We start from the raw sequence: 20,940 nt of genomic DNA, 5'->3' as shown, positions 1-20,940 counted from the left end.
TTCAAACCTCCTCTTCTTTAATCAAGCGTTGATAATCTTCCAAAGTGTCAACATCAGGTATGTTCATCTCGTTCATTTCGGCATAAACAACCTCCCTGGTGAACTTTTGAACCACTGACTTTCCGCCACTATCTCCATCTATCTTTAAAAGATGAGGAAACAATTTCCGATTGAATAATACTGGATGACCTTTTTCGTTGTTCAAAAAGACAGACTGGACAATTGATGGTTTATGGTTCAAAAGGTAAGTCTCTACTACTTTGTTAATTGAATGTTCATATATTTCAGGCTGATCTCCCAAAAGAATAACTGCTGCCTCTACTTGTTGAGGTAATGAATGCAATCCTGCTTTAATAGAGGTTGACATGCCTAAATGTGAATCATTATTTTTGATGACTTCCTTTACTCCAGGAATTGAAACTTCCTTACATAACCCCATAACTTTTGGATTTATGACGACAACCAAACCATCAAGAACTGAATTTAAAGACTTCTCAATAACATGGCGAACAAGGGATTTTTGCTGATAAGGCAAGAGCATTTTCGGGGTGCCCATTCTACTTGATAATCCTGAAGCTAAAACAATACCCCAGACTTCATTTTTCATATTTGCAATGAAAAATCACACCCCTCTGTTGAATTGGCCGTATTTAAAAGGCTGTTCCCCTTTGTTTGTTTTAAGTGCACGGAATTGCCATCCCGATGAACATTGACCAATTCCGAAGCAATACTTAAAGCAATTTCTTCAGGATTTTTTGCACCGATATCAATCCCTACTGGACTATAAATCCGATCAAGTTTTAATTCGGCAATGGAATACTTGTTACATATCGGCTGCAGCAGTTGTTCTGTTCTTGTCACTGGCCCGAGCACTCCGATATAGGGAATGTTTGACTTTAAAAGCGTTTCTAAAACAATTTGGTCTTGGATAAATTGATGGCTCATTACAACGGCATATACATTCTCATGTAATCCAACTTCAGGACTTTCATCTCTTTGATAGCAAATTAACTCATCAGCTAATGGGAAATTAGTCTCACTCACAAAGCCTGGTCGATGATCAACTACCTTTACCAACCAACCTAAGTTTTTCACTGTCTTGACCAATGGCGCAGCATCTGGTCCAGCTCCAAAAACGCACAGTGTAGGCACGGGATCAATATAATCAAAGAATACCTCAGTGTTATTATTCAGTGAAGCAAGCATTGATTTTCCCTTTAATAATTTGGAGTAGGGATTGGTTTTTACTTCAAACCGATTAATAGAAATAACTTCGTTTTTAACAGAAACAATCCATTTATCGCCGATTTCAAATTCGTTGTTAGATGCTGTAATCGTTGCAATTATTTCTGTTTTACTTGTTGTAAAAGCTGCTTTCATTAACTCGCATTTTTCAGGATGACCGATGGGATCATATAGTTCGAGAAAAATTTCTATCGCGCCGTTGCAACCTACTCCAAGCCCCCAAATTTGGTCTACTTCATCTCTGAAATCATAATAGATTTTTTTGGGCCTCCCAGTTTGTAAAACTTCTTTTCCGTGTTCAATGACATCGCTTTCAACACATCCCCCGCTTAACAAGCCTATTAGCTCTCCATCCTCAGCAATAAAGCATTTTGCCCCTTCTTTCTGATATGCTGATCCTTCTACGCGAATGACGGTGGCCATGACGCCTCTTTTATTCTCTCGACCACACCTTTCCATCTCATTTGTTATTGTAAACACAACAACCCCTCCTGAAGTTTTAAAATTTTGTCAACGTTACAATATTCATTTATATTTTTTCTGTCTGATCCCAGAAAAAATGCTCACGATACTGAGTTGGTGTTTTCCCTTCTATTTTTTTAAATGTTGTTGCAAAGTAACTAGAATTAGCAAAACCTGCATTATTAGCAATAACGTCAATTGGTAGTGAAGTCATTCTTAACATATTTTTTGCCTTATGAACACGAATCCAAGATAGGTATTCGACAAAAGTCATCCCTATTTCTTCCTTAAATAATTTACTAAAGTACGATGGACTTAAATAAACTTTATCAGCAATATTTTTAAGAGTAAGACTTTCGTTGTAATGTAACTGAATGTACTGCACTGCGCTTTGAATTGGCTTTCTTAAGTCAAAATTGATGCTGTCTTCATCATTCACTGTCTCATTTATTTCCTTTTTAATTACAGGTTTTAAAACACGATCGAATGTGTCCAAAAGTTGATTTTTAGTAAGCGGTTTCAATAAATAAGCTGAAAAACCTGCATTAATTGCTGATTGGACGATTTCAAACATTTTTAAACCGGTAATTACAATGATAGATAAATCCGGATAAAGCTGCAGTGCATTTTTTCCCAAAGTTATCCCATCCATATCAGGAAGTGAAACATCCAACAAAAGCGCACTTGGACGGGATTGTTTAAGCATCAACATTGCCCTTTGTGCGGTATTAGCTTCATAAATACGAAGAAAACTATAGGCGCTGTTTTCAACAATATGACGTATATCACTTATACTACTAGAGTCTGTATCAACAATTAAGAGTTCAGCCAAAAGATCCCCCCTTACTTATAAATCTTTTTATTAAACATATTATTTTGAACTTAATTATAAAAATAATTCAGGCATAACTGTTTTAATTTTTTAAGATGAGTATTATAAAAATTTATCAAATATACAAACTATAATAAGATTTCTAAGCAATATTAAAGGTTCTTATACAAAATCTACTTGCTATAAAAATTTATAGATTCCTTACCTATAGTTTAAAAGTTTGCACCAGATCAATTTGATTTTAAAAATATTCAACTTATTATCCTCCGCTGACAGGAGGGATCAGAGCAACAATGTCACCTTCTTTAATTAAGTCCTCATCAATCGCATATTCTTCGTTGATTGTAATCATGAAGGGCTGTCCTTGATTCCAACCATGTTCTTCTTCTAATTTTTCTTTTAACGCTGTAACCGTTAATTCTGTCTTATTGATCATAATTTTATCTGTTCCTAACTGTTCTTGCAGATGGGCAAATAATAAAACAGTAATCATTCATTTTCTCCCATTTCCGGTCTCCCTTTCTGATACGGTTTTTGTTCGAGCTGATCGCCGATCCACATATCACCGTCTTCCCAATGCTCTTTTTTCCATATAGGGACAATTTGTTTTATGCGTTCAATAGCGTATTCATTCGCAGCATATGCGTCTTTTCGGTGTGGAGTTGAAATAGCGATAACGACGGCAATTTCGGAAATGTCCAGTCTTCCTATTCGATGGGTAATTGCCGTTTTCGCTTCAGGCCATTTCTCTTTAATATCTGTTCCGATTTTTTCAAGCATTTTCACCGCCATCGATTGATACGCTTGATACTCTAGATACAATGTTCGTTTCCCCTTCGTAATTTCCCTTACCGTACCAATAAAAGTTGTCACCGCTCCTGCTTCTCGTCTTACGACACTATCAATCACTTTCTGTACATTTATAGGTTTATTAATTACTTCGAATAATGATTTATCCACGGCGTTATTTCATCCTCTCCTTGAGCAATTGTATGTTAGAATTTGGGCTATATTTGTTAACGAATAACCAAATAATCTAACAATCTATCTTCCTCGAAACAAATAAGAACCTCTTTTTGGTTCTCGTTTGCAAAGTTCATCACATGTTGTACCGCAACAGTCACTACAATCGTAATTCTATCATTCTCCTCATTGTTTCAAATTTATCCTAAATAACGGTGGTATAACGTTTTGGCTTCCTTTACATCTTTCGTGCCATGAACAAACACCCGGCCATCCCGAAAAATAACAATCCTGAAAGATTTAACTGTAAATGATATCAAATACGGGTTTTGTTCTACTTTCCCTTCATGTGACAGCTGATCCGCAAGCTTTTTCAATTCATATTGAACTGATTTCGGCGGCCTAATTTGAACAGTATCCCTCCCGCATAACACTTCCGTTTTCATTTGATTTTCGAATGAAAGAAACGGATAAATCGGATTGTCACCACAAGATAAACATGTGGCTTTTTTCATTTTTCCAACTTTCACAGCAGTATGCTGGTTTTTCCATAAATCAAAAGACACAAGGGTTTTCCTTAACAATTCTTCGTCTTCTACTAATATTTTCATCGCTTCTGACACTTGGTAAGCCACAACCATTTGGACAGCAGGACTGATAATGCCAGCTGTATCACATGTCACTCCTCCAACGGGTACATGTTCAAGCAAGCAATGTAGACACGGCGTTTTTCCCGGAATGATTGTATAGCTCATACCGTAACTACCGACACATGCTCCATAGATCCAAGGAATATCATGTTTTTGCGAAAGGTCGTTGAGCATCATTCTTGTGTCAAAATTATCCGTTGCATCCAAGATGAGATGAACTTCAGGCAAAAGCAATTCCAATTTCTCAGCTGTACCATCGATCACATGTGGAATAATTTCAACAAAGGAATTTACTTTACTTAAGCGTTCTTTCGCCGCTATAGCTTTTGGCATTTTCCTTCCTGCATCCTCTTCATCGTACAATTGTTGGCGCTGAAGGTTGCTCCATTCTACATAATCGCGGTCCACGATTGTCAGCTTGCCGATTCCTGCTCTTACGAGGCCTTCTGCGCTGGCTGTTCCCAATGCTCCTGCCCCAACTACGAGCACATGCTTGTTCGCTATCTTTTTCTGTCCCTCTTTTCCAATCGATGAAAAAAGTTCCTGTCGAGAATATCTATTGTTCAACTCCAATCATTCCTTCCCGTATGATCTTTGCCTACTCGTGAAAAGGATTGTGCCATTGATGTTGTTGACACGTTTTTTTTATTAACCGCCAATATAAGACATTTCAATTCTTTTCCGGTTTTTCACCGTCTCTTCCGTTCGTTCATCAGAATAGCGGTTTTTTCTGTTATTCCAAACTTCCGTAACGGCATTTGCTATTTCTTCGTCTGATATTTCTGACCTGACCACTTCCCTCAAATCAAAGCCTTTTGCCGCAAATAAACATGTGTACAGTTTTCCTTCGGCTGAAATGCGTGCTCGTGTACAGCTTGAACAAAATGATTCCGAAACAGAAGTAATGAAGCCAACCTCCGTTTTTGTTCCCACGTAACGATAACGTTTTGCTACCTCCCCAAAATAGGTAGGTTCCAGCGCCTCAAGCGGATAGACAGCTTGAATCCTATCGAATATTTCCTTTTTGGAAACAACTTGTTCAAAATTCCAGCCGTTCGTACTTCCCACGTCCATAAACTCAATGAATCGTAATGTAATGCCCTGCTCTTTAAAATAGGAAACCATCGGAATAATTTCATGGTCATTCATCCCTTTTTTCACAACCATGTTCACTTTTACTTCAAGCCCTGCATTACGTGCTGCTTCAATTCCTTTTAAAACTGCTTTCGTGCTGACACCGCGTCCATTTATTTTTTTGAATAACTCATCATCGATTGCATCGAGACTGACATTCACCCGCTTTAAACCAACCTTTTTAAGATCAGCAGCGTGCTTTACTAGATAAACGCCATTTGTCGTTAACCCTATGTCATCAATTCCATCAATCCTCATCAGATTCTGGACTAAAACAGTCAAATCTTTTCTTAATAAAGGCTCACCGCCTGTTAAACGAATTTTCTTCACCCCAAGCTGAACAAAAATTCTTGCCAACCGCTCAATTTCTTCAAATGTGAGAAGGTGTTCCTTTGGCATAAATACATAATCCTGATCGAAAATTTCTGCAGGCATACAGTACGTGCACCGGAAATTACAGCGGTCTGTAACGGAAATACGCAAATCACGCAATGGACGGTTCAAATGATCATGTATTAATAAATGTTTCATGATTGTCACCTCAAATTCAACATTCTCCTATCAAGTGCAGGTACTTGAACTAGGCCATCATCCAAAACACTGAACCCTTACGGGGGATATGGTCTCATTCCCTCTATACGTTGAAAGCCCCAATGAAAGAAGTTTCACTTTATTTTAAACAGGAGCTCATCCATAAAAAGAGGAAGGAAATGGCGATGGACACGGCCACCCACAGCCAAAGCTTTTGCATGTCACTAGTTTCATACGCCATATAAATAGCTACAGGAACAGTTTGGGTTTTTCCAGGAAGATTGCCTGCAAACATCAAGGTTGCACCAAACTCACCAAAACTGCGTGTGAAACTTAAAATGATACCTGCTGCGAGCTGTTTTAAAGTAAGCGGTACTTCTATTTTCCAAAACACCTTCCACTCTCCTGCCCCATCGACGTAGGCAGCATTCGTGATATCTCGATCTACGGATAAAAATGACTGTTTAGCGGTTTGAAACATCAACGGAAAGGCGACCACAATGGAAGAGATAACAGCCGCCCACCATGTAAACATAATGGAGTATTGAAAGAAATTAAGCGTTTTACCTATAAAGCTTGTGTTGCCAAAAAAGAGAATTAATATCAGCCCCACAACCGTAGGAGGCAGCACCAAAGGAATCATCAATATTGTCTCTAGTACGATTTTCCCTCTAAATAACTTTCCAGATAACCATTTTCCCGCATAAATTCCAAAAAACGCCGTAAAAATGACTGCTACGATAAATACTTTTACGGATAAAAAGACTGGAGACCAAAAGTCCTGCATGACATCCACCTCTCTTTCCCCATAAATCTCCTACTAATTTTTTATTCTTTTCATAAGTGACATACTGTCTGTGTTCAACCATTCCCTCCATACTTCTAGAACCTGGGGAATGTTTATTATTTCACACTCCATGAGATACTTTAGAATCTGCACCTTTTACGTTTTGATGATCACGGGTGGCTTTAAAATCAGCTTTTTCAATGATCAGAGAAATAGCAACACCGCCTAATATCGCCCAGAATGGGGAGCTTACATCATAAAAATGGATTCCTGACATCGCAATGATGAGGGCAAAAAATGAACCAACCTGGAAGTGAGGTTTAGAAAACGCTTCCTGCAATGAACTTAAAAGAACTCAGCCAGTCCAGCAACAGTACTGATTAATACTTTCGGCATTGCAGCTACAAAAGGTATGACTGAACCTGCAAACAGTCCAAATGTTGAAAATAACACACCACAAACAACGACTGCTGCATATCTTCCTTCCATTTGACCAGCTTCTTTTGATGCACAGATTGCTGTCATTGCCCCCGCTATATTCGCATTATGTCCTCCAAAAAAAGACGTAATAACCCCGCCAATGCCGCTTAAAATGGTCATCTCATTAATCGGTGGTTTATATCCCTGTGTCATTAACACACCTGTAGCCTGAGCGTTTTCAGCACCAATTACTAATAGTGCAAGTGGGATACCGATTGAAATAATCGCATCAATGTTAAACGATGGTGTAACTAGCTGAGGTACGATAAAAACTGATTCCAAATCTCTCACTTTGAATTCTCCCATTGTTACCGATAAAACGATAGCAACTGCTAATGACATTAAAATGGGTGGGAAAATTTTTTATATAACGGAATGAGAGAAGATACACGAGGATTGATGAACCTGCAATGACTGGTGCTTTTTCGAGTGATGCAATCATCTCTGTCCCAAAACTAATCATTGCTCCAACAATCATCGCCATAACAATTGGAACCGGAATCCAGTGCATCACTTTACCGATAACCCCTGTAATCCCCAAAATAAATACAATGATCCCTGCCGCTAAATAAGCACCTGCAGCTTCATTTAAAGAAAAGTTTGACAATGAACCGACAACAAGCACAGCACCAGGAATTGAATAAGCGCCAGCAATCGGCTGTTTATTTCTCAGGGAGATGAGTATTCCTAAAACCCCACCAAAAAAATATATTGCAAATAACCAAGAAATCATCTGTGTTTGAGTTAATTCACCATTTGCTGCTCCGTTTATTATAATTAATGACGGACCAGTACAGCCAAAGATTGCTGCCATCGTTCCTGCACTAATAGTATTTACATTCAAATGACTTGAAAACCCTTTCTTGTTTTCAGAAACCTTGTTTAGCTGCATGCCAACACTCCTTCTACTATCTATGTTCTATTAACCCCCTTGAAGCATACATGAATTGTAATAGTAACTTTTTTTGAACTCCCTTTATAAAGAGATAATCACCGGCATCCTCTGCCGGTGATTATCTCTTTATTACACTCCTGTAAAAACAGGTTTCCTCTTTTCAACGAACGAGTCTACGCCTTCTTTAAAGTCTTCTGTTGTACGCAAGAGACCGTATGCTTTCCCTTCCATTTTCAATCCAACACTTAACGGACTTTCTTCAGAGGCGTTTAACACTTCTTTAGCGACACGCTGGGCAATCGGAGAAAATCGAACAAGCTCCTCAACTAGTGAATCTACTGTTTGTTGAAGGTCCTCTTTGGACACTACTTGTGTTAAAAGACCCCATTGATACGCTTCATCAGCAGGAATTTTTCTTGCACGCATAATCATGTCCTTTGCTCTTGTTAAGCCCACAACCTTTGCAATTCTCTGTGTACCTCCGCTCCCTGGGATCATTCCTAGGTTCATTTCTGGAAGGGCAAGCAGCGTATCCTCGCGTGCGATTCTGAAATCACATGCCATCGCAAGTTCTAGTCCTACACCAAACGTATACCCTTGGAGCTGAGCGATGACAGGTTTTGGAGAACGCTCAGGAGCAGCAACGTTCTCTGCTAAATGGGAAAGCTTTTCTTGATGTGTCGCCATAAATTCAGGAATGCTTCCTCCTGCACTGAAGCATACATCACCTGCTCCTTTGAGGATGATGACACGCACTTCATCGTCTTGATTTAAACCAGCAAAAATTTCTGTAAGCTGATCTCTGCCGAGCATACTGATATAATTCATTTTCTCTGGACGATCGAACACGATTGTTGCCGTTTGTTTTTCTACATTTTTCTCTACTCGAATGTGGTCATAGGTTTGTTCTGTTATAGTCATTTGTTATTTCCCCTTTTCTATTTTAAGATTTTTATTTGCTGATAGTTTCACTTTGATTGTGCAGCGCATCAAAATCACCTTCACGCAATTTTCGGCGAAGAATTTTTCCTACAGGACTTTTTGGAATTTCTTTTACAAACGTATACTTACGAGGTCTTTTGAAATTAGATAAACTGGGAAGATTCTTGCAAAATTCATCCAGTTCTTGTGCTGTAACTGATTCGTCTTTAGAAACAATATAGGCTGATACGATCTGTCCCCAGCGATCATCCTGCTCCCCAATAACGGAAGCTTCCAAAACTTTAGGATGTTGAGTCAGACAATCTTCAACTTCTAATGGATGAATGTTTTCTCCTCCAGAGATAATCATATCGTCAACCCGGCCAACAACGAATAAGTCGCCGTCTTCATCAATAAAACCAATATCCCCTGTAAAATACCAGCCCTCGCGAATCGCTTTATTAGTAGCATCAGGGCGATTCCAGTACCCCTTGAATGCTTCAATGGAATCCAGGTTTGCAATAATTTCACCAACTTCTTCTTTCCCAACAATATCATCAGGAGTAGAATGGCCATCTGGATCTGCTTTTACCAGACGAATATTTTGGTGTATACCAGGTTTACCAGCACTGCCTGGCTTTTCATGAACATTTGGGCAGATGGTAAACGTATAAACTTCCGTACTGCCGTAATGATTTACAAACAGTTTTGGTTTAAGTAAGCTCATACATTGATTTACTAATGTCGTTGTCATTGCTGCACCGGCATAACCGATTTTTTCAAGCTTAGAAAGGTCATACTTGTCAAAATCTAGGTGTGTTAGCATATCATGATAAAGCGTCGGCACTAAATAAAGGGAAGAAATTCCTTCTTTGTGTACAATTTCAAGCGCCTCACCAGCATCAAAGTCACATTCTGGTAAAAGGGCAAATTTTCCATTTAAAAAAGCTATTGAGAGCAGCGAACGAACTCCCATTGTATGATAAAGCGGCATTACTCCTAACGTGCTTTCCCATAACTGATACTGGTTTTGGACGATATGTGCCATTGCTGAGGCATATTCATTCCTATGGGTTCGTGGTACACCCTTTGGACGTCCTGTTGTTCCAGATGTGTAAAGCATAATCGAAATATCATTTTCATCTAAAGTTGGCTTTTGATAACTTCTTGGGCTTCTGTCTACTAGTTCAGGATAAGAAATATCTACACCATTGTAATTCTCAACACCAATCAAGATTGGCCTTTCAGCAAAGTTCGAACCTAACACAGCATTTTGACTTGCTAATTCATAGACGACCGCTTTCGCTTCAGCATCGTTTACACAATACTCGACCTCTTTAGCAGATAAGCGGTGATTTATTGGAGTATAGATCGCACCGATCTTTTGTAATGCCCAGTAAACCATAACATTCTCATGTCTGTTCTTTAAGATTACGACAACACGGTCCTGCTTTTGAATGCCTAGACGCTGCAAAGAAGCAGCTACTTTTTCTACTTCATTTTGCAATTGGACATAAGTATAAGATTTTAGTCCTTGAACTAGAGCGATATGGTTTGGATAGCGCTCAACCGCAAAATCCAATAATGTACCTAAATTCATAAAAAATCTCTCCCTTCTCCCCTTTATTGATTAATTATTTAATTAACTGTGTACGTTTGCTTTTTTTAATTCTTTCCCAAATTTACTAAAGAAGTCTTTAATGACCAACTTGGCTACGCCACCTAGCATTCGTTGACCGACCATCGCAACTTTTCCTCCCACTTCTGCTTCAAAGGTGTAATGAAGAACAGTTGTGTTTTCATCTACTGATTCAAGGTTAATATCTGCGACAGCCTCAATACTTCCAGGACCGCCCTCACCTTTTACGATCATTCGATAAGATTTAGGTTTATCAATATTTGCTAATTCAATAGTAGAAGAGTAGTCACCCTTCACTGCTGCAACACCCATAGAAATATCAGCTTCATACTTATTTTCTTCTACTAGCTCTAATTTTTTGCACCCCATAATGCATCTTTTAAGCACCTCGGAATCTAATAACACATCCCAAGACTGTTCAATACCTGCTGGCAAATTCAACTTCCCTTTACCTTCCATCGTTAACTCCTCCTATTCTATCTTTAAATAATTTTCTAAATTTAAAAAACTTTTAAGAAAGCGGTTACAAACATTAATGAAAAAAAGTTAAAAAAGAGTATTAAATATTTATGGAGCGTTTAGGTTGATCTCACCTTTCATTAATAACATAATAATCGATAAACTTACTTTCTGTTTTCAAAATCTTGTTTTAATCATTTAAAATATTTCTTATTATTTCAAACATTGAATGTTTTTGACCAGATCTGTTTTCTTTTCGTTATACTAGATTTATAAATAACAGGATGTATTTTCTTATATTAATGAATAGTCACTTTTTGAATACCACCTTTTAACGAAGATTAGACGTGCGAATCCTTATCGAAAAATGGGTAAAGCACCCAAGAACACCGTACATGCCATAGCTTACTAAACCTTGAGTTTAATCAAGAAAAACCAGGTAAAGTGTTATTGGCGGATATTACGTATCTTTATTACGGAAAGGGACGGAAAGTTATCTTGTGTGAAAGATAGGGCAACACGAGAAATGGTTACCTATCATCTATCCAGTTCTTTAGATATTGTCTATAAAACATTGATTAAGTTGAAAGAAGCTATAGGTGAACAGTTTCACCCTGATGTCATTTTCATTCTGGCTAGGGTTTTCATTACACCCATCCTCTCTTTCAAGAGAAGATCAAAAAATTAAAGTTAATACTATCATGTGTCGGAAAGGAAACTGTTGGGATAACGCTCCAATAGAATCTTTCTTTAGTCATCTTAAATGATCATAAATCATGTGAGAACCTAAAGGAATTACAGAAAAAAGCAGACGTATATATTTACGATTGTAATTATGAGAGATACCAATGGAGATTAAAAAATGACCCCGGTTGAATACCTGGGATCACCTTCTAGTAGCAAGTTCCTGTTTATTAAACTGTCCATTTTAAAGGATACAGTCCAGGGTTGAATGCCGCTTTTTTAAAAAATTATAAAGCCTATATATTATGCACTTTTTGCTTTTTTATTTTCTGTCTGCATTTTACTTTTTGCTTTTCTATAGTCCTCTTGATCAAGTAATAAAGAAACGACAAATCCTACCAATAGAGCCCAGAAAGCGGCACCAACTGAAAATACGGTTACATTAGAAATAGCTATAAGAAATGCTACCATGGCTCCATTTTTAAATTTCCCGTTGAAAGCTCCAGCAAATGTGCTTATAAACACTCCAAATATAGCAAGACCACCGAGCACGGAGAGCAATTGATTAGGAACAACCGTCGAAACTGCAATAACCATCCCTGCTACTAAACCAAAACAAATCCAAAGAAATCCATCAAAAGTTGCTGCTACATATCTTAAATTTTTATCCTCACCTGCTGCATCGCTAGAAACCATAGCAGTACTTGGTCCAGCTATAACAGTAGGATGTCCTCCAAAAAGAGAGTTAACGATTGTACCAATACCTGGAAGAGTAAACATAGCATTGATAGGAGGTTTATATCCTGTAGCATAAAGCACCCCGACAGCCTGCATATTCTGAACACCAATAATAAGTATTATTAAGGGTAACGTGAGTTCTAAAGTAGCCTGTATACTAAATTGAGGCATTACAAAGATGGGTTGTGCAAGTGCAGGTTGTATCGAGCTAAAGTTTGTCTGACCAATTACTGCAGCGACTACCCCTCCTATTATCATTGCTCCTAGAATAGGCGGGAATTTTTTTGAGAATTTTTTCATCGCTAACAAGAGGAAAAATGCTGCAAAGGAACTCCCTGCAACGGCTGGTGCCTCTACCACAGCCTGAATTGCTTTAATACCAAAAGAGAGAAGGACCCCAGCAATCATACCTAACATGACCGGGAGAGGAATTAATTCTATAACCTTCTTGATCAAACCTGACATTCCAAGAATAGTAACCACTATTCCAGCAACAATAGATGCACCAATTGCCTCATTAAAAGGAATATGTTTTAAGGCATTACCTATTAGAATAGCACCAGGTATGCTATAAGCAACCACAATTGGTATGCGATAGCGGAGTGACAAGATAATTGTAAATATACCTCCCGCTGTATAAATAATAAACAACCAGGAAACGGCCTGCTCAACAGAAAGATTCCCTTCTTTAGCTGCATTCATTACAATTAAACCTGGCCCCATAATGCTAAACAACGCAGCAACCAGACCAGTTCCAAGAGCAGAGGGAGTTAAATTACCGAAAAAATCCTTAATATTTTTCCTAACGTCTGTACCTCGTTCGATACTCATGTTGGAAACCTCCTTTTTTATCATTCCATTGTAAAGAAAAAGATACTTGTTCCTGGTCGCAGAACCAGGTCTAAGTCCGGATTACCTAAAACAGCAGACGACTCCTCCTAGCACATTAGCCAACGTGATAGATGGCTAATCCCTTCTTCCGAAGATAGACTACTTCCTTTTACCTTCCATTATTCATTCCCCCTATTCTATGTTTTAAATAATCTTTCAAAATTACAAAATAATTAAGAAAGCGTTTTCAAACAATAGTAAGTAAAAACTATCAAAGAATTTTTATCATCCACCATGAAGTAGAATTAAAATACGATCCTTGATAATAGAATAATCAATTAATTTACTTTACCCTTTTAAAATCTTATTTTTCTTTTTTAAAAATATTTCTTACTTCAAACACATTGTTCTAGAATCTATGTTCTTTAGTAGGGGTATCGCCGACAGAACGCAAAAAACATAATTTTTTCGCTTTTTGTCGGCGATATTCCTGATATACTTGTTTTTCACAATTACAGACCTTTTTTATTTACTAATAATCGACACCTTTTGATTTTTCTGAGTTTTAAATTGTTATGTGAATACCAGGTACATTGTATATCAAAAGCCGCTGTTACATAAATGATACTAAGACTTCGTATAATTAAATAATCATTGATATAGATTATATATTTAATAGAATGTTTTTTGTACAGAACTTAAATTTCAAAGAAACTAAGTTTACTTTTTCTTTTTTATTATGGCTACTGTACAGCGAGAAACACATATAAGTTTTTCTTCTTCGTCTAAAATTTTGATATCCCATACCATAGTGGTACGACCCTTATGCAACGGCTTTCCCACAGCTGTCACCATCCCATCCCGCTTTCCTCGGATATGATTGGCACTGATTTCAAGACCGACTGCTGCTTCGTTCTCTTGGTCAATTAAATTCCATGTTCCCATGCTGGCAACAGTTTCTGCTAACACTACCGAGGCACCTCCATGAAGCAGTCCAAATGGCTGATGGGTTTTCGCATGAACCGGCATAGTTGCTATTACTCGATCTTCCGATAGTTCTCCTAGTTCAATACCCAAAGATCCCATAATTGTTTCTTCAATTGGCTTTATTTCCATCTAATTTCTCCCCTTTTCTTAATTTCATATCCCAATTTGTGAAAACATACTCTTTAGCTCTGTCTTTTCATTGTGAATCCTTAAGCAGCTAGATGAAAATAGATATATGCTCTACTTTAAGTAGATGACCAGCCTTAATGGTAATCAACTTTTCTTCAACTTTCATGAACAAAATCCTGCAAGTTAACCTACTCACCAGGGCGATGTCAACAACATCACTTATTTTCATTAAAAAATTAATAATCATGGAACAAGAGATAAAAAATATTCAAAAAAGCATTATCGTTTCTGTTTCTTCAATAAACATCAACCATTTTCTTAATTAAATTATTATTAATTATACATTTTTTAAAAAAACGTAGTTTAAGATTCTTATTCACTTCACTTTCATTTTCTTACTTACAATTACCGCCCTGACTCTTTTATGTTTAATGCTTTTATTCAGTAGCTGTAGCTCAGTTTATTTTTCTATCATTAAATTTACCTCCAATATTAATTTTTATGAATATCCCTTTTACTCAGAAGGTTTTTTATCAAGAACGAATGTTTGGTAATAATGATGATATCAATTGTTCTTGAGAGGGTGTTTTAATTGACCAGATACCAACAAATGAGTTTGATTTTTCTTTCCAAAAACAGTTTTCGACCAAAAGATGCTTGATGACCATCTATTTTTATTAAATTGGTCGAACTGCCTCTATTAACTTGAGAAAATAGCCTTTGTTAGATTTTCAGGAAGATGCCCTAAATCAATATGCTGTGCTTGGACAGTAAGAACTAGTCTTTCAATAGTGTTTTGTAATTCTCTTACATTTCCTTTCCATTCATAATCTGTGAATATGTGAATTACTTCTTGATCAAAGGTTTTGAATTTATTGTATTTATGACCATACATATCTAGGAAATGGTTTGCGAGAAACGGAATGTCCTCTTTCCTTTCAGATAAAGGAGGTATCGTAATCGGTAAAACAAATAATTTATAAAATAAGTCTTCGCGAAACTTCCTTGCCTTACCATTTCCTCCAGGTTACGATTTGTCGCTGCTATAAACCGGACATCTACTTGAATAGGTTTTGTTTCTCCGAGTGGCATAAACTGTTTTTCTTGTAAAAGTTGAAGTAATTTCGCTTGTAAATTAAGTGGCAATTCACCGATTTCATCTAAAAATAAAGTTCCTTTATGAGCGGCAAGGGCTAACCCTTTTTTTCCATGTTTACTTGCGCCGGTGAATGTACCTTTTGAATAACCAAAAAGCTCTGATTCCATTATACTTTCCGGGATTGCCCCGCAATGTATTTTAACGAAGGGTGCTTCTTTTCTATTGCTTAAATTATGTATTGTTCTCGCCATTACTTCTTTACCAACACCTGTTTCTCCATTAATATATATAGTAGCTTCGACATCGGCAATCCTGCACGCAAGTTCATATACCTTTTCCATGGCCTTTGATTTAACGACTATCTCCTGATCTTTCGTCTGCAGAATGCTAAGCTCCTGCCGATAGTAATCTAAAACACTCTTTGTCTCTTCCAATTTTTTTTGCAGGTTATCTATTTCAGTTACATCTTTTGAAATATTAATTACTCTATTCAATTTTCCATCATCATTAAAAATTGGGTGTACTACCACAATTAAGCGACGGCCGGACTTAGTTATTTGATTCATTGTAATTTTTCTTTTCTGAGCAATTACATGTGTTGTTGACGAAGCGTTTATAACACCACCGTTTTTTTCTAAAGTAAAAGCAGACCTTCCAACAAAATCATATTCCTTTACACCCATAATCTGCTCGCAAGCGTTGTTAACCCTTAATACTATTCCCTCTGCATCAGTAATCGTAACTAATTCACCACTCAAATTCATGATGGCTTCCATTTCTTGTTTTAACTCAATAACTTTCGCAGATTTACTTAGAAATTCCTGACTAAACTTCTTTAGGGAAATAGTATCACGCCCAGTTTTCCCGGTATTAAAGAGATTTTCATTAAAGGCATTTCTTCAGTAGAATTATAGGAGGATATTTGAAATTCCCCTTCTTTTATAACTTTAATAATGTTACTTTCAGGCAAAACATTTTGTATTAATTTCTTGGTGGTATTTTTGACTTTTAGCATACTTTCACAGAGCTGGTTACCTTATAATATGTCTCCCTGATAATTTACTACCAAAAGGCCAAAAGGAAAATATTTCCCCATTTCTTGTAAATCATACAAATTGATGTCCTCCTTTTATATTCACTAACTTTAATAACACTAATTCTATTTCACCACCAAATAAACCGACAGGAGACTGCATCTGTCGGTTTGAAATGAGTTGTAGTTTCTTAGTTTACTTTTACAGCAGTTTTTTCAAGACTAACCCATTGTCCCTTTTCCGCCGATTCAAGTATGGCATCGCTAATAACGGAGATTTGGTATCCATCATCGAAATTCGGAGAAACCTCTGTATCTTCAATTATAGATTTCAAGAAATCGTACGCTTCAATAATTTTCGTTTCTCCATACCCAATACCTAAAGCTGGAATCGGCCATAATCCTTCTCCGTATGGATGAGCCGGTCCAGTGTAAACTGTTCTAAAGCCTTTTGCATCACCTGAATCATCTGAGAAGCATACTTGAAGCTCGTCACGACGCTCATAGTTAAAGCAGATCGAGCCCTTTTCACCGTGAATTTCAAATGTTAAGAAGTTATTTCGTCCCCATGCATTAAGTGTTGCTTCGATGCTTCCAATTGCGCCGTTTTCAAATTTTACTAATGTTGTAATTTCATCATCAACATCAACTGTTCCTTTAGGTACATCAAATGCTTGATGTCCTTCGCCTAACGGTAAAAACTCTCCGTCTTGATAGTCTTTGAGATGAACATATTTGATACGGTTGGCATATTTTTTTATCACTTCTACTGGATCTCCGCCACCTGCTTCAATATGTGTAGTATCAGGACATAAATAAATCTCGGTTAATGGTATTAATTTATCTAACTGCTCTGGTGACTGGACACATGTTCCTAAATGAGGGTGGTAGCTCGGAATGAGAGCGTATTTTTCAGCAATTTGAACAACTTTGTTTAATGAATCACCCAGATACTTGTAATCGCTTTCTAAAATGCCGTTCTTTCGTACTGCTCCTCCTCCTACAACTAGGTGCTTCGCTCCTAATCTTGATGCCAGTGCAGCTACAGTTTCAATTTTCGCTAATTCTTCTTCTAAAATATCGGGAAAAATAAAGTTTCCTCCGGTATATACGCCTATTAAAGTTAAAGAAAGATCAGCGAGCAGTTTTGGAAATTCTTCTTTTTTATCTTTATATTGCATCAGATTCCCGTCAAAAATTTCAAAACCTTTGTAGCCAGCTGTAGCAATATCTTTAAGTGCATCCTCTGTTGAACCGTTTGCAAGATAATAGATATCCTTTACAGAAGTAACTCCAGCTGGGTGGCCTACTACGCCTCCCCAGGTATTCGTTTGATAGCCTAATTTCATACTTTTCCCTCCAATAAGAGTAATTTAATATGGTGTCTTAATACTAAAGTCAACCACAACCCCGATTTCCTAAACCGTATTCATACTCCCATCACATCTTTGTAGTATCCAACTTATCTTATACCCACCACATCTCGGTGATCTGCTCCTTGAACTAGACCCTTTTAGCGAGAAATTGCTTTCCTTAAAACCTCATCTAAAATAATCGCTTTATTAATAGCAAAATGCAGTTGATTTTGGATTTGGGTTGCAATTGGGAACAGCCCGAATTTCACTGTCTTTCAGCTTTCACGGTAACAATTCAAAAGAAATGTAATGGATTACATTTCTTTTGAAAATTTTTAAATACTTCGCAAGACTCCCTCACACCAACCATCTTTGTTCTTTTTTCCTTTCCTGTTTCTACACTCAAATTTAAACCGATTACGAAATTGTCGTCGAATCGCCTTCAGACAAGCTTTTCGTTCATCTAGAGACTGATTTTTTTCTTTCGGAAAACCCTATCATTCATTCCAATAAAAATAGCATCTTTTTAGTAGAGTAAGAAACTGAACGTATGTTTTCCTTCGTGCGGTTTTCCGAGGTTGTTCTTTTCCATTAAAGAACTCTTGTTTAGTTTTTTTGTCAGTAATTACTTTTTATGAATATTATTTCGAAATACTCTTATCTTCCAATATGAGGAGTCAGAAAAACCATTGGGTTATTCGTAACGGCTTGTAAAAATTTTTTTCTTATCGATTTTGCAAAGGTGTTATGCATGTTAGAACTATTATCACTTCTCAAAAATTATTATGATTATATTAATTTAAAGGCTCCATATGGGTTTTCCCGCCACAATCATCTATAATGTATAAAAAAACATGGATTAGAAAAGGTTACTAAAGATTAGGCTTTTTTTATATCTGATTTTAAAGAAAACTGGCTGATTGGCGAGCCCCATAGGGTGAAGACATAGGCGTAGTTGCACTTATGCCTGATAGGAAAGTTATACTTTCCTATCAGCCAAAAAAGAATTTATCTTTTGAGAAAGAATGCATTATAAGTCCCTTCCGATATTCCAATGTTATGAACAACTTTTAAAGGTGGAACTAATACCATGAAAATAGTCTTACTCATTATTTCTTTAATTAAGTATCACTTTTAATTTCGTAATCAATCTTCTCATGGGAATCAAATTTTCAAATGCTATTCGTGATATTAAAAATCCCTTTTGGGTTATAACATTTCCAGAATACCTTATCATTATCTCCTTACTATCCACCATTTCCATTCTACTCATTGTTTCATTTTAAAAAAAAAGGCGGAAAACAAGAAAAGTGTGAAAATGATTACTTACTTTTTTCATCAGCGTTAATACTAGCATGTTGCGGGCCAAATTGTTTACGAATCAGATCAACCACTAATAGTAATACAGGGATTACGACACAAAACAGGGGGTAAACAAAAGTAATAAGGAATGTCCCTTGCTGAACTTGCTCTGTCCAATTACTTGTTACTATCATAGATATGTAAAGGACTACGATTCCAATCGGCAGCACCAGCTTTTCTTGATTTAGAATCTTGAATAAATCAGCAGAGACACTCACAGCAGCATAAGAAAAAATGGCGATCTTAAAAAAAACGCCGATAATCAAAGTGAGGATGACAATGGCATCCACACGTTGCAAGAAATCGGCTTCGTTCACTTTGCTGATTGTGACCAATAACGGAAAGGTAGACCGACTATACATATTAGACCCAAGAACAGAGATTTCAACTGCATGTGTAAAGGTTAATAAGAGGCCGCTGAAAATGATAGCCATAACACCAGTTCTCTTTCCTAATTTGGATTTATTTAAATGGGGGAGAATAGTTGTAAAACAAATAAACATTTCTGCGAATGGAAATATGAATATTTTTGGATAAGCCGAGTGCAAAATGGGCCTCCACCCTTTTTCTACTATTGGTAACAGATTCTTAACATCGATTATGCCGGAAAATAGAACCAAGAGATTACCTAAAACACCTAATACAATTAGAATCAATAAGTAGATTTCAGCAATTCTCGCAAACACTTCTATCCCTTTGTACAGTACATAAACAACCGCAATGATCATTATAGTATTTATGATTAATAGCGGAGTCTGGTCATATAAAGCCGTGACTAATAGGTCACCCCCATCCCTTAAGTTTCTTGCAGCGGTATGTATGAAATAAGGAATATATAATAAACTAATCGGCCATCCAATATATTTACCGAGAATTTTTCTGGAATAACCACTTAATGTCATATCGGGATATTTACAATGAAAATAGACAATAACTTGAAATAAAACCACAGCCCCGAATAATGCAATTAATACTGAGAGCCAGACACTCCGTATCCAAGAAATCCCAATTGGATAAACTAGTGAGATACCAGTTGTAAACAACACCATTAAGGCAAACAATTGACCTGGGCTAATTCTTTCTTTTTCCACGTCTAACCTTTCCACCCTTCACTGTTACTCTTTTTACTCTTGTTTCGACATATATGGTTTCAACCGCATGCCGGAATTCCGGATGAATGCATCCACCTTAACGTCTACTTTGCTTTGAGCAAACGTTTGGCTCCAGTCCTTCTTCATTTTCTCCCACGCTTTCGGGTTTGCACGATTCACTGCTTCCCCAAACCAAAGATATCGCTTTTCTCATTCTGGGCGGCTTTCACAGTAATCATCACTGCTTTCTTTGTCTCAGTTCATTCTTTCAGGGTTATACCAAAAGACCAGTGGAGAGATTCGAGTAAAGGGAAAAGTTGTTGAAATCAAAGACATAAAACATGCTCAGGAACTTGGGGTTAGTACAATTTTCCAGGAGCCAACTCTTGCACCGGATTTAACTGCAGTCCAGAATCTATACCTTGGTAAGGAAATCGTTAAGCCAGACTTCTTGTGTGGCTGAAAGAAGCGAGTGTTTTTACTATTTCGTTGTTATATAGGTTGATAATCGTTGATAAATACATCATAGTCGAGCCATAAGGTAAGTAGGTAATATCCGTTACCCATTTTTCATTTTGTTGACTCGCTTTAAAGTTACTATAGAGAATGTTCGGTACAACAATATTACTCTCA

22 protein-coding genes and 1 pseudogene are annotated in these 20,940 nt (G+C 37.0%); 1 reads left to right on the top strand and 22 read right to left on the bottom strand.

Annotated features, from left to right (window positions below; genetic code table 11):
• Position 1: 1 nt before the first annotated feature.
• The 14 genes from QFZ28_RS27965 to QFZ28_RS27900 form a co-directional block, all read right to left on the bottom strand.
• Complete coding sequence (locus QFZ28_RS27965; protein WP_307197872.1) at positions 2 to 607, bottom strand: nucleotidyltransferase family protein; 606 nt, start codon at positions 605 to 607, stop codon at positions 2 to 4.
• A complete protein-coding gene (locus QFZ28_RS27960; RefSeq protein WP_307197871.1) occupies positions 604 to 1,725 on the bottom strand; it encodes an XdhC family protein in 1,122 nt (373 codons plus the stop codon). Before QFZ28_RS27960 ends, QFZ28_RS27965 begins: the two co-directional genes overlap by 4 nt.
• Positions 1,726 to 1,774: 49 nt before the next feature.
• Positions 1,775 to 2,539, bottom strand: a complete 765-nt coding sequence (locus tag QFZ28_RS27955; protein WP_307197870.1) for a response regulator transcription factor — start codon at positions 2,537 to 2,539, stop codon at positions 1,775 to 1,777.
• A 259-nt stretch (positions 2,540 to 2,798) separates the two neighbouring features.
• Positions 2,799 to 3,032, bottom strand: coding sequence for a molybdopterin converting factor subunit 1 (gene moaD, locus QFZ28_RS27950; protein WP_307197869.1), 234 nt, complete (start codon positions 3,030 to 3,032; stop codon positions 2,799 to 2,801).
• Complete coding sequence (locus QFZ28_RS27945; RefSeq protein ID WP_307197868.1) at positions 3,029 to 3,499, bottom strand: molybdenum cofactor biosynthesis protein MoaE; 471 nt, start codon at positions 3,497 to 3,499, stop codon at positions 3,029 to 3,031. The genes moaD and QFZ28_RS27945 overlap by 4 nt, the downstream gene beginning before the upstream one ends.
• Positions 3,500 to 3,702: 203 nt before the next feature.
• Positions 3,703 to 4,719 carry a thiazole biosynthesis adenylyltransferase ThiF gene (locus tag QFZ28_RS27940; RefSeq protein WP_307197867.1) on the bottom strand — a complete coding sequence of 339 codons (1,017 nt, stop codon included), beginning with the start codon at positions 4,717 to 4,719 and terminating at the stop codon, positions 3,703 to 3,705.
• Positions 4,720 to 4,800: 81 nt separating this feature from the next.
• Positions 4,801 to 5,817, bottom strand: coding sequence for a GTP 3',8-cyclase MoaA (gene moaA / locus QFZ28_RS27935; RefSeq protein ID WP_307197866.1), 1,017 nt, complete (start codon positions 5,815 to 5,817; stop codon positions 4,801 to 4,803).
• Positions 5,818 to 5,956: 139 nt separating this feature from the next.
• Positions 5,957 to 6,604 (bottom strand): molybdate ABC transporter permease subunit, encoded by a 648-nt coding sequence (modB, locus tag QFZ28_RS27930; RefSeq protein WP_307197865.1) that lies wholly within the window; start codon positions 6,602 to 6,604, stop codon positions 5,957 to 5,959.
• A 121-nt stretch (positions 6,605 to 6,725) separates the two neighbouring features.
• Positions 6,726 to 6,944, bottom strand: coding sequence for a hypothetical protein (locus tag QFZ28_RS27925; RefSeq protein WP_307197864.1), 219 nt, complete (start codon positions 6,942 to 6,944; stop codon positions 6,726 to 6,728).
• Positions 6,945 to 6,949: 5 nt separating this feature from the next.
• Positions 6,950 to 7,375, bottom strand: a complete 426-nt coding sequence (locus QFZ28_RS27920; RefSeq protein WP_307197863.1) for a benzoate/H(+) symporter BenE family transporter — start codon at positions 7,373 to 7,375, stop codon at positions 6,950 to 6,952.
• A complete protein-coding gene (locus QFZ28_RS27915; RefSeq protein WP_307197862.1) occupies positions 7,320 to 7,976 on the bottom strand; it encodes a benzoate/H(+) symporter BenE family transporter in 657 nt (218 codons plus the stop codon). The genes QFZ28_RS27920 and QFZ28_RS27915 overlap by 56 nt, the downstream gene beginning before the upstream one ends.
• A gap of 132 nt (positions 7,977 to 8,108) precedes the next feature.
• Complete coding sequence (locus tag QFZ28_RS27910) at positions 8,109 to 8,900, bottom strand: enoyl-CoA hydratase/isomerase family protein (protein ID WP_307197861.1); 792 nt, start codon at positions 8,898 to 8,900, stop codon at positions 8,109 to 8,111.
• A 31-nt stretch (positions 8,901 to 8,931) separates the two neighbouring features.
• Complete coding sequence (locus tag QFZ28_RS27905; RefSeq protein ID WP_307197860.1) at positions 8,932 to 10,500, bottom strand: AMP-binding protein; 1,569 nt, start codon at positions 10,498 to 10,500, stop codon at positions 8,932 to 8,934.
• Positions 10,501 to 10,542: 42 nt separating this feature from the next.
• Positions 10,543 to 10,998 carry an SRPBCC family protein gene (locus QFZ28_RS27900; RefSeq protein ID WP_307197859.1) on the bottom strand — a complete coding sequence of 152 codons (456 nt, stop codon included), beginning with the start codon at positions 10,996 to 10,998 and terminating at the stop codon, positions 10,543 to 10,545.
• A 756-nt stretch (positions 10,999 to 11,754) separates the two neighbouring features.
• Here QFZ28_RS27900 and QFZ28_RS29910 point away from each other — a divergent pair.
• Positions 11,755 to 11,874 (top strand): IS3 family transposase, encoded by a 120-nt coding sequence (locus tag QFZ28_RS29910; RefSeq protein ID WP_373428182.1) that lies wholly within the window; start codon positions 11,755 to 11,757, stop codon positions 11,872 to 11,874.
• 111 nt (positions 11,875 to 11,985) lie between these two features.
• Here QFZ28_RS29910 and QFZ28_RS27895 read toward each other — a convergent pair whose 3' ends face one another.
• From QFZ28_RS27895 to QFZ28_RS27860, 8 genes and pseudogenes are all read right to left on the bottom strand, one after another.
• Positions 11,986 to 13,251 carry a benzoate/H(+) symporter BenE family transporter gene (locus QFZ28_RS27895; RefSeq protein ID WP_307197858.1) on the bottom strand — a complete coding sequence of 422 codons (1,266 nt, stop codon included), beginning with the start codon at positions 13,249 to 13,251 and terminating at the stop codon, positions 11,986 to 11,988.
• 720 nt (positions 13,252 to 13,971) lie between these two features.
• Entirely contained in the window at positions 13,972 to 14,367 is a 396-nt protein-coding gene (locus QFZ28_RS27890; RefSeq protein WP_307197857.1) for a hotdog fold thioesterase, read from the bottom strand.
• A gap of 700 nt (positions 14,368 to 15,067) precedes the next feature.
• Complete coding sequence (locus QFZ28_RS27885; protein WP_307197856.1) at positions 15,068 to 15,262, bottom strand: hypothetical protein; 195 nt, start codon at positions 15,260 to 15,262, stop codon at positions 15,068 to 15,070.
• Positions 15,263 to 15,264: 2 nt separating this feature from the next.
• Complete coding sequence (locus tag QFZ28_RS27880; protein ID WP_307197855.1) at positions 15,265 to 16,230, bottom strand: sigma 54-interacting transcriptional regulator; 966 nt, start codon at positions 16,228 to 16,230, stop codon at positions 15,265 to 15,267.
• A 460-nt stretch (positions 16,231 to 16,690) separates the two neighbouring features.
• Positions 16,691 to 17,848 (bottom strand): TIM barrel protein, encoded by a 1,158-nt coding sequence (locus QFZ28_RS27875; RefSeq protein ID WP_307197854.1) that lies wholly within the window; start codon positions 17,846 to 17,848, stop codon positions 16,691 to 16,693.
• A gap of 1,328 nt (positions 17,849 to 19,176) precedes the next feature.
• Positions 19,177 to 20,307, bottom strand: a complete 1,131-nt coding sequence (locus tag QFZ28_RS27870) for a GerAB/ArcD/ProY family transporter (RefSeq protein ID WP_307197853.1) — start codon at positions 20,305 to 20,307, stop codon at positions 19,177 to 19,179.
• A gap of 33 nt (positions 20,308 to 20,340) precedes the next feature.
• Positions 20,341 to 20,487, bottom strand: a complete 147-nt coding sequence (locus tag QFZ28_RS27865; RefSeq protein WP_373428174.1) for a Ger(x)C family spore germination C-terminal domain-containing protein — start codon at positions 20,485 to 20,487, stop codon at positions 20,341 to 20,343.
• 257 nt (positions 20,488 to 20,744) lie between these two features.
• Positions 20,745 to 20,940: pseudogene (locus tag QFZ28_RS27860) on the bottom strand (IS3-like element ISBt2 family transposase); the annotation flags it as partial.

Origin of the sequence: Neobacillus niacini (assembly GCF_030817695.1) — a bacterium.
Lineage (GTDB): Bacteria > Bacillota > Bacilli > Bacillales > Cytobacillaceae > Neobacillus > Neobacillus niacini_F.
This window is presented reverse-complemented; position numbering and strand designations above follow the sequence as displayed.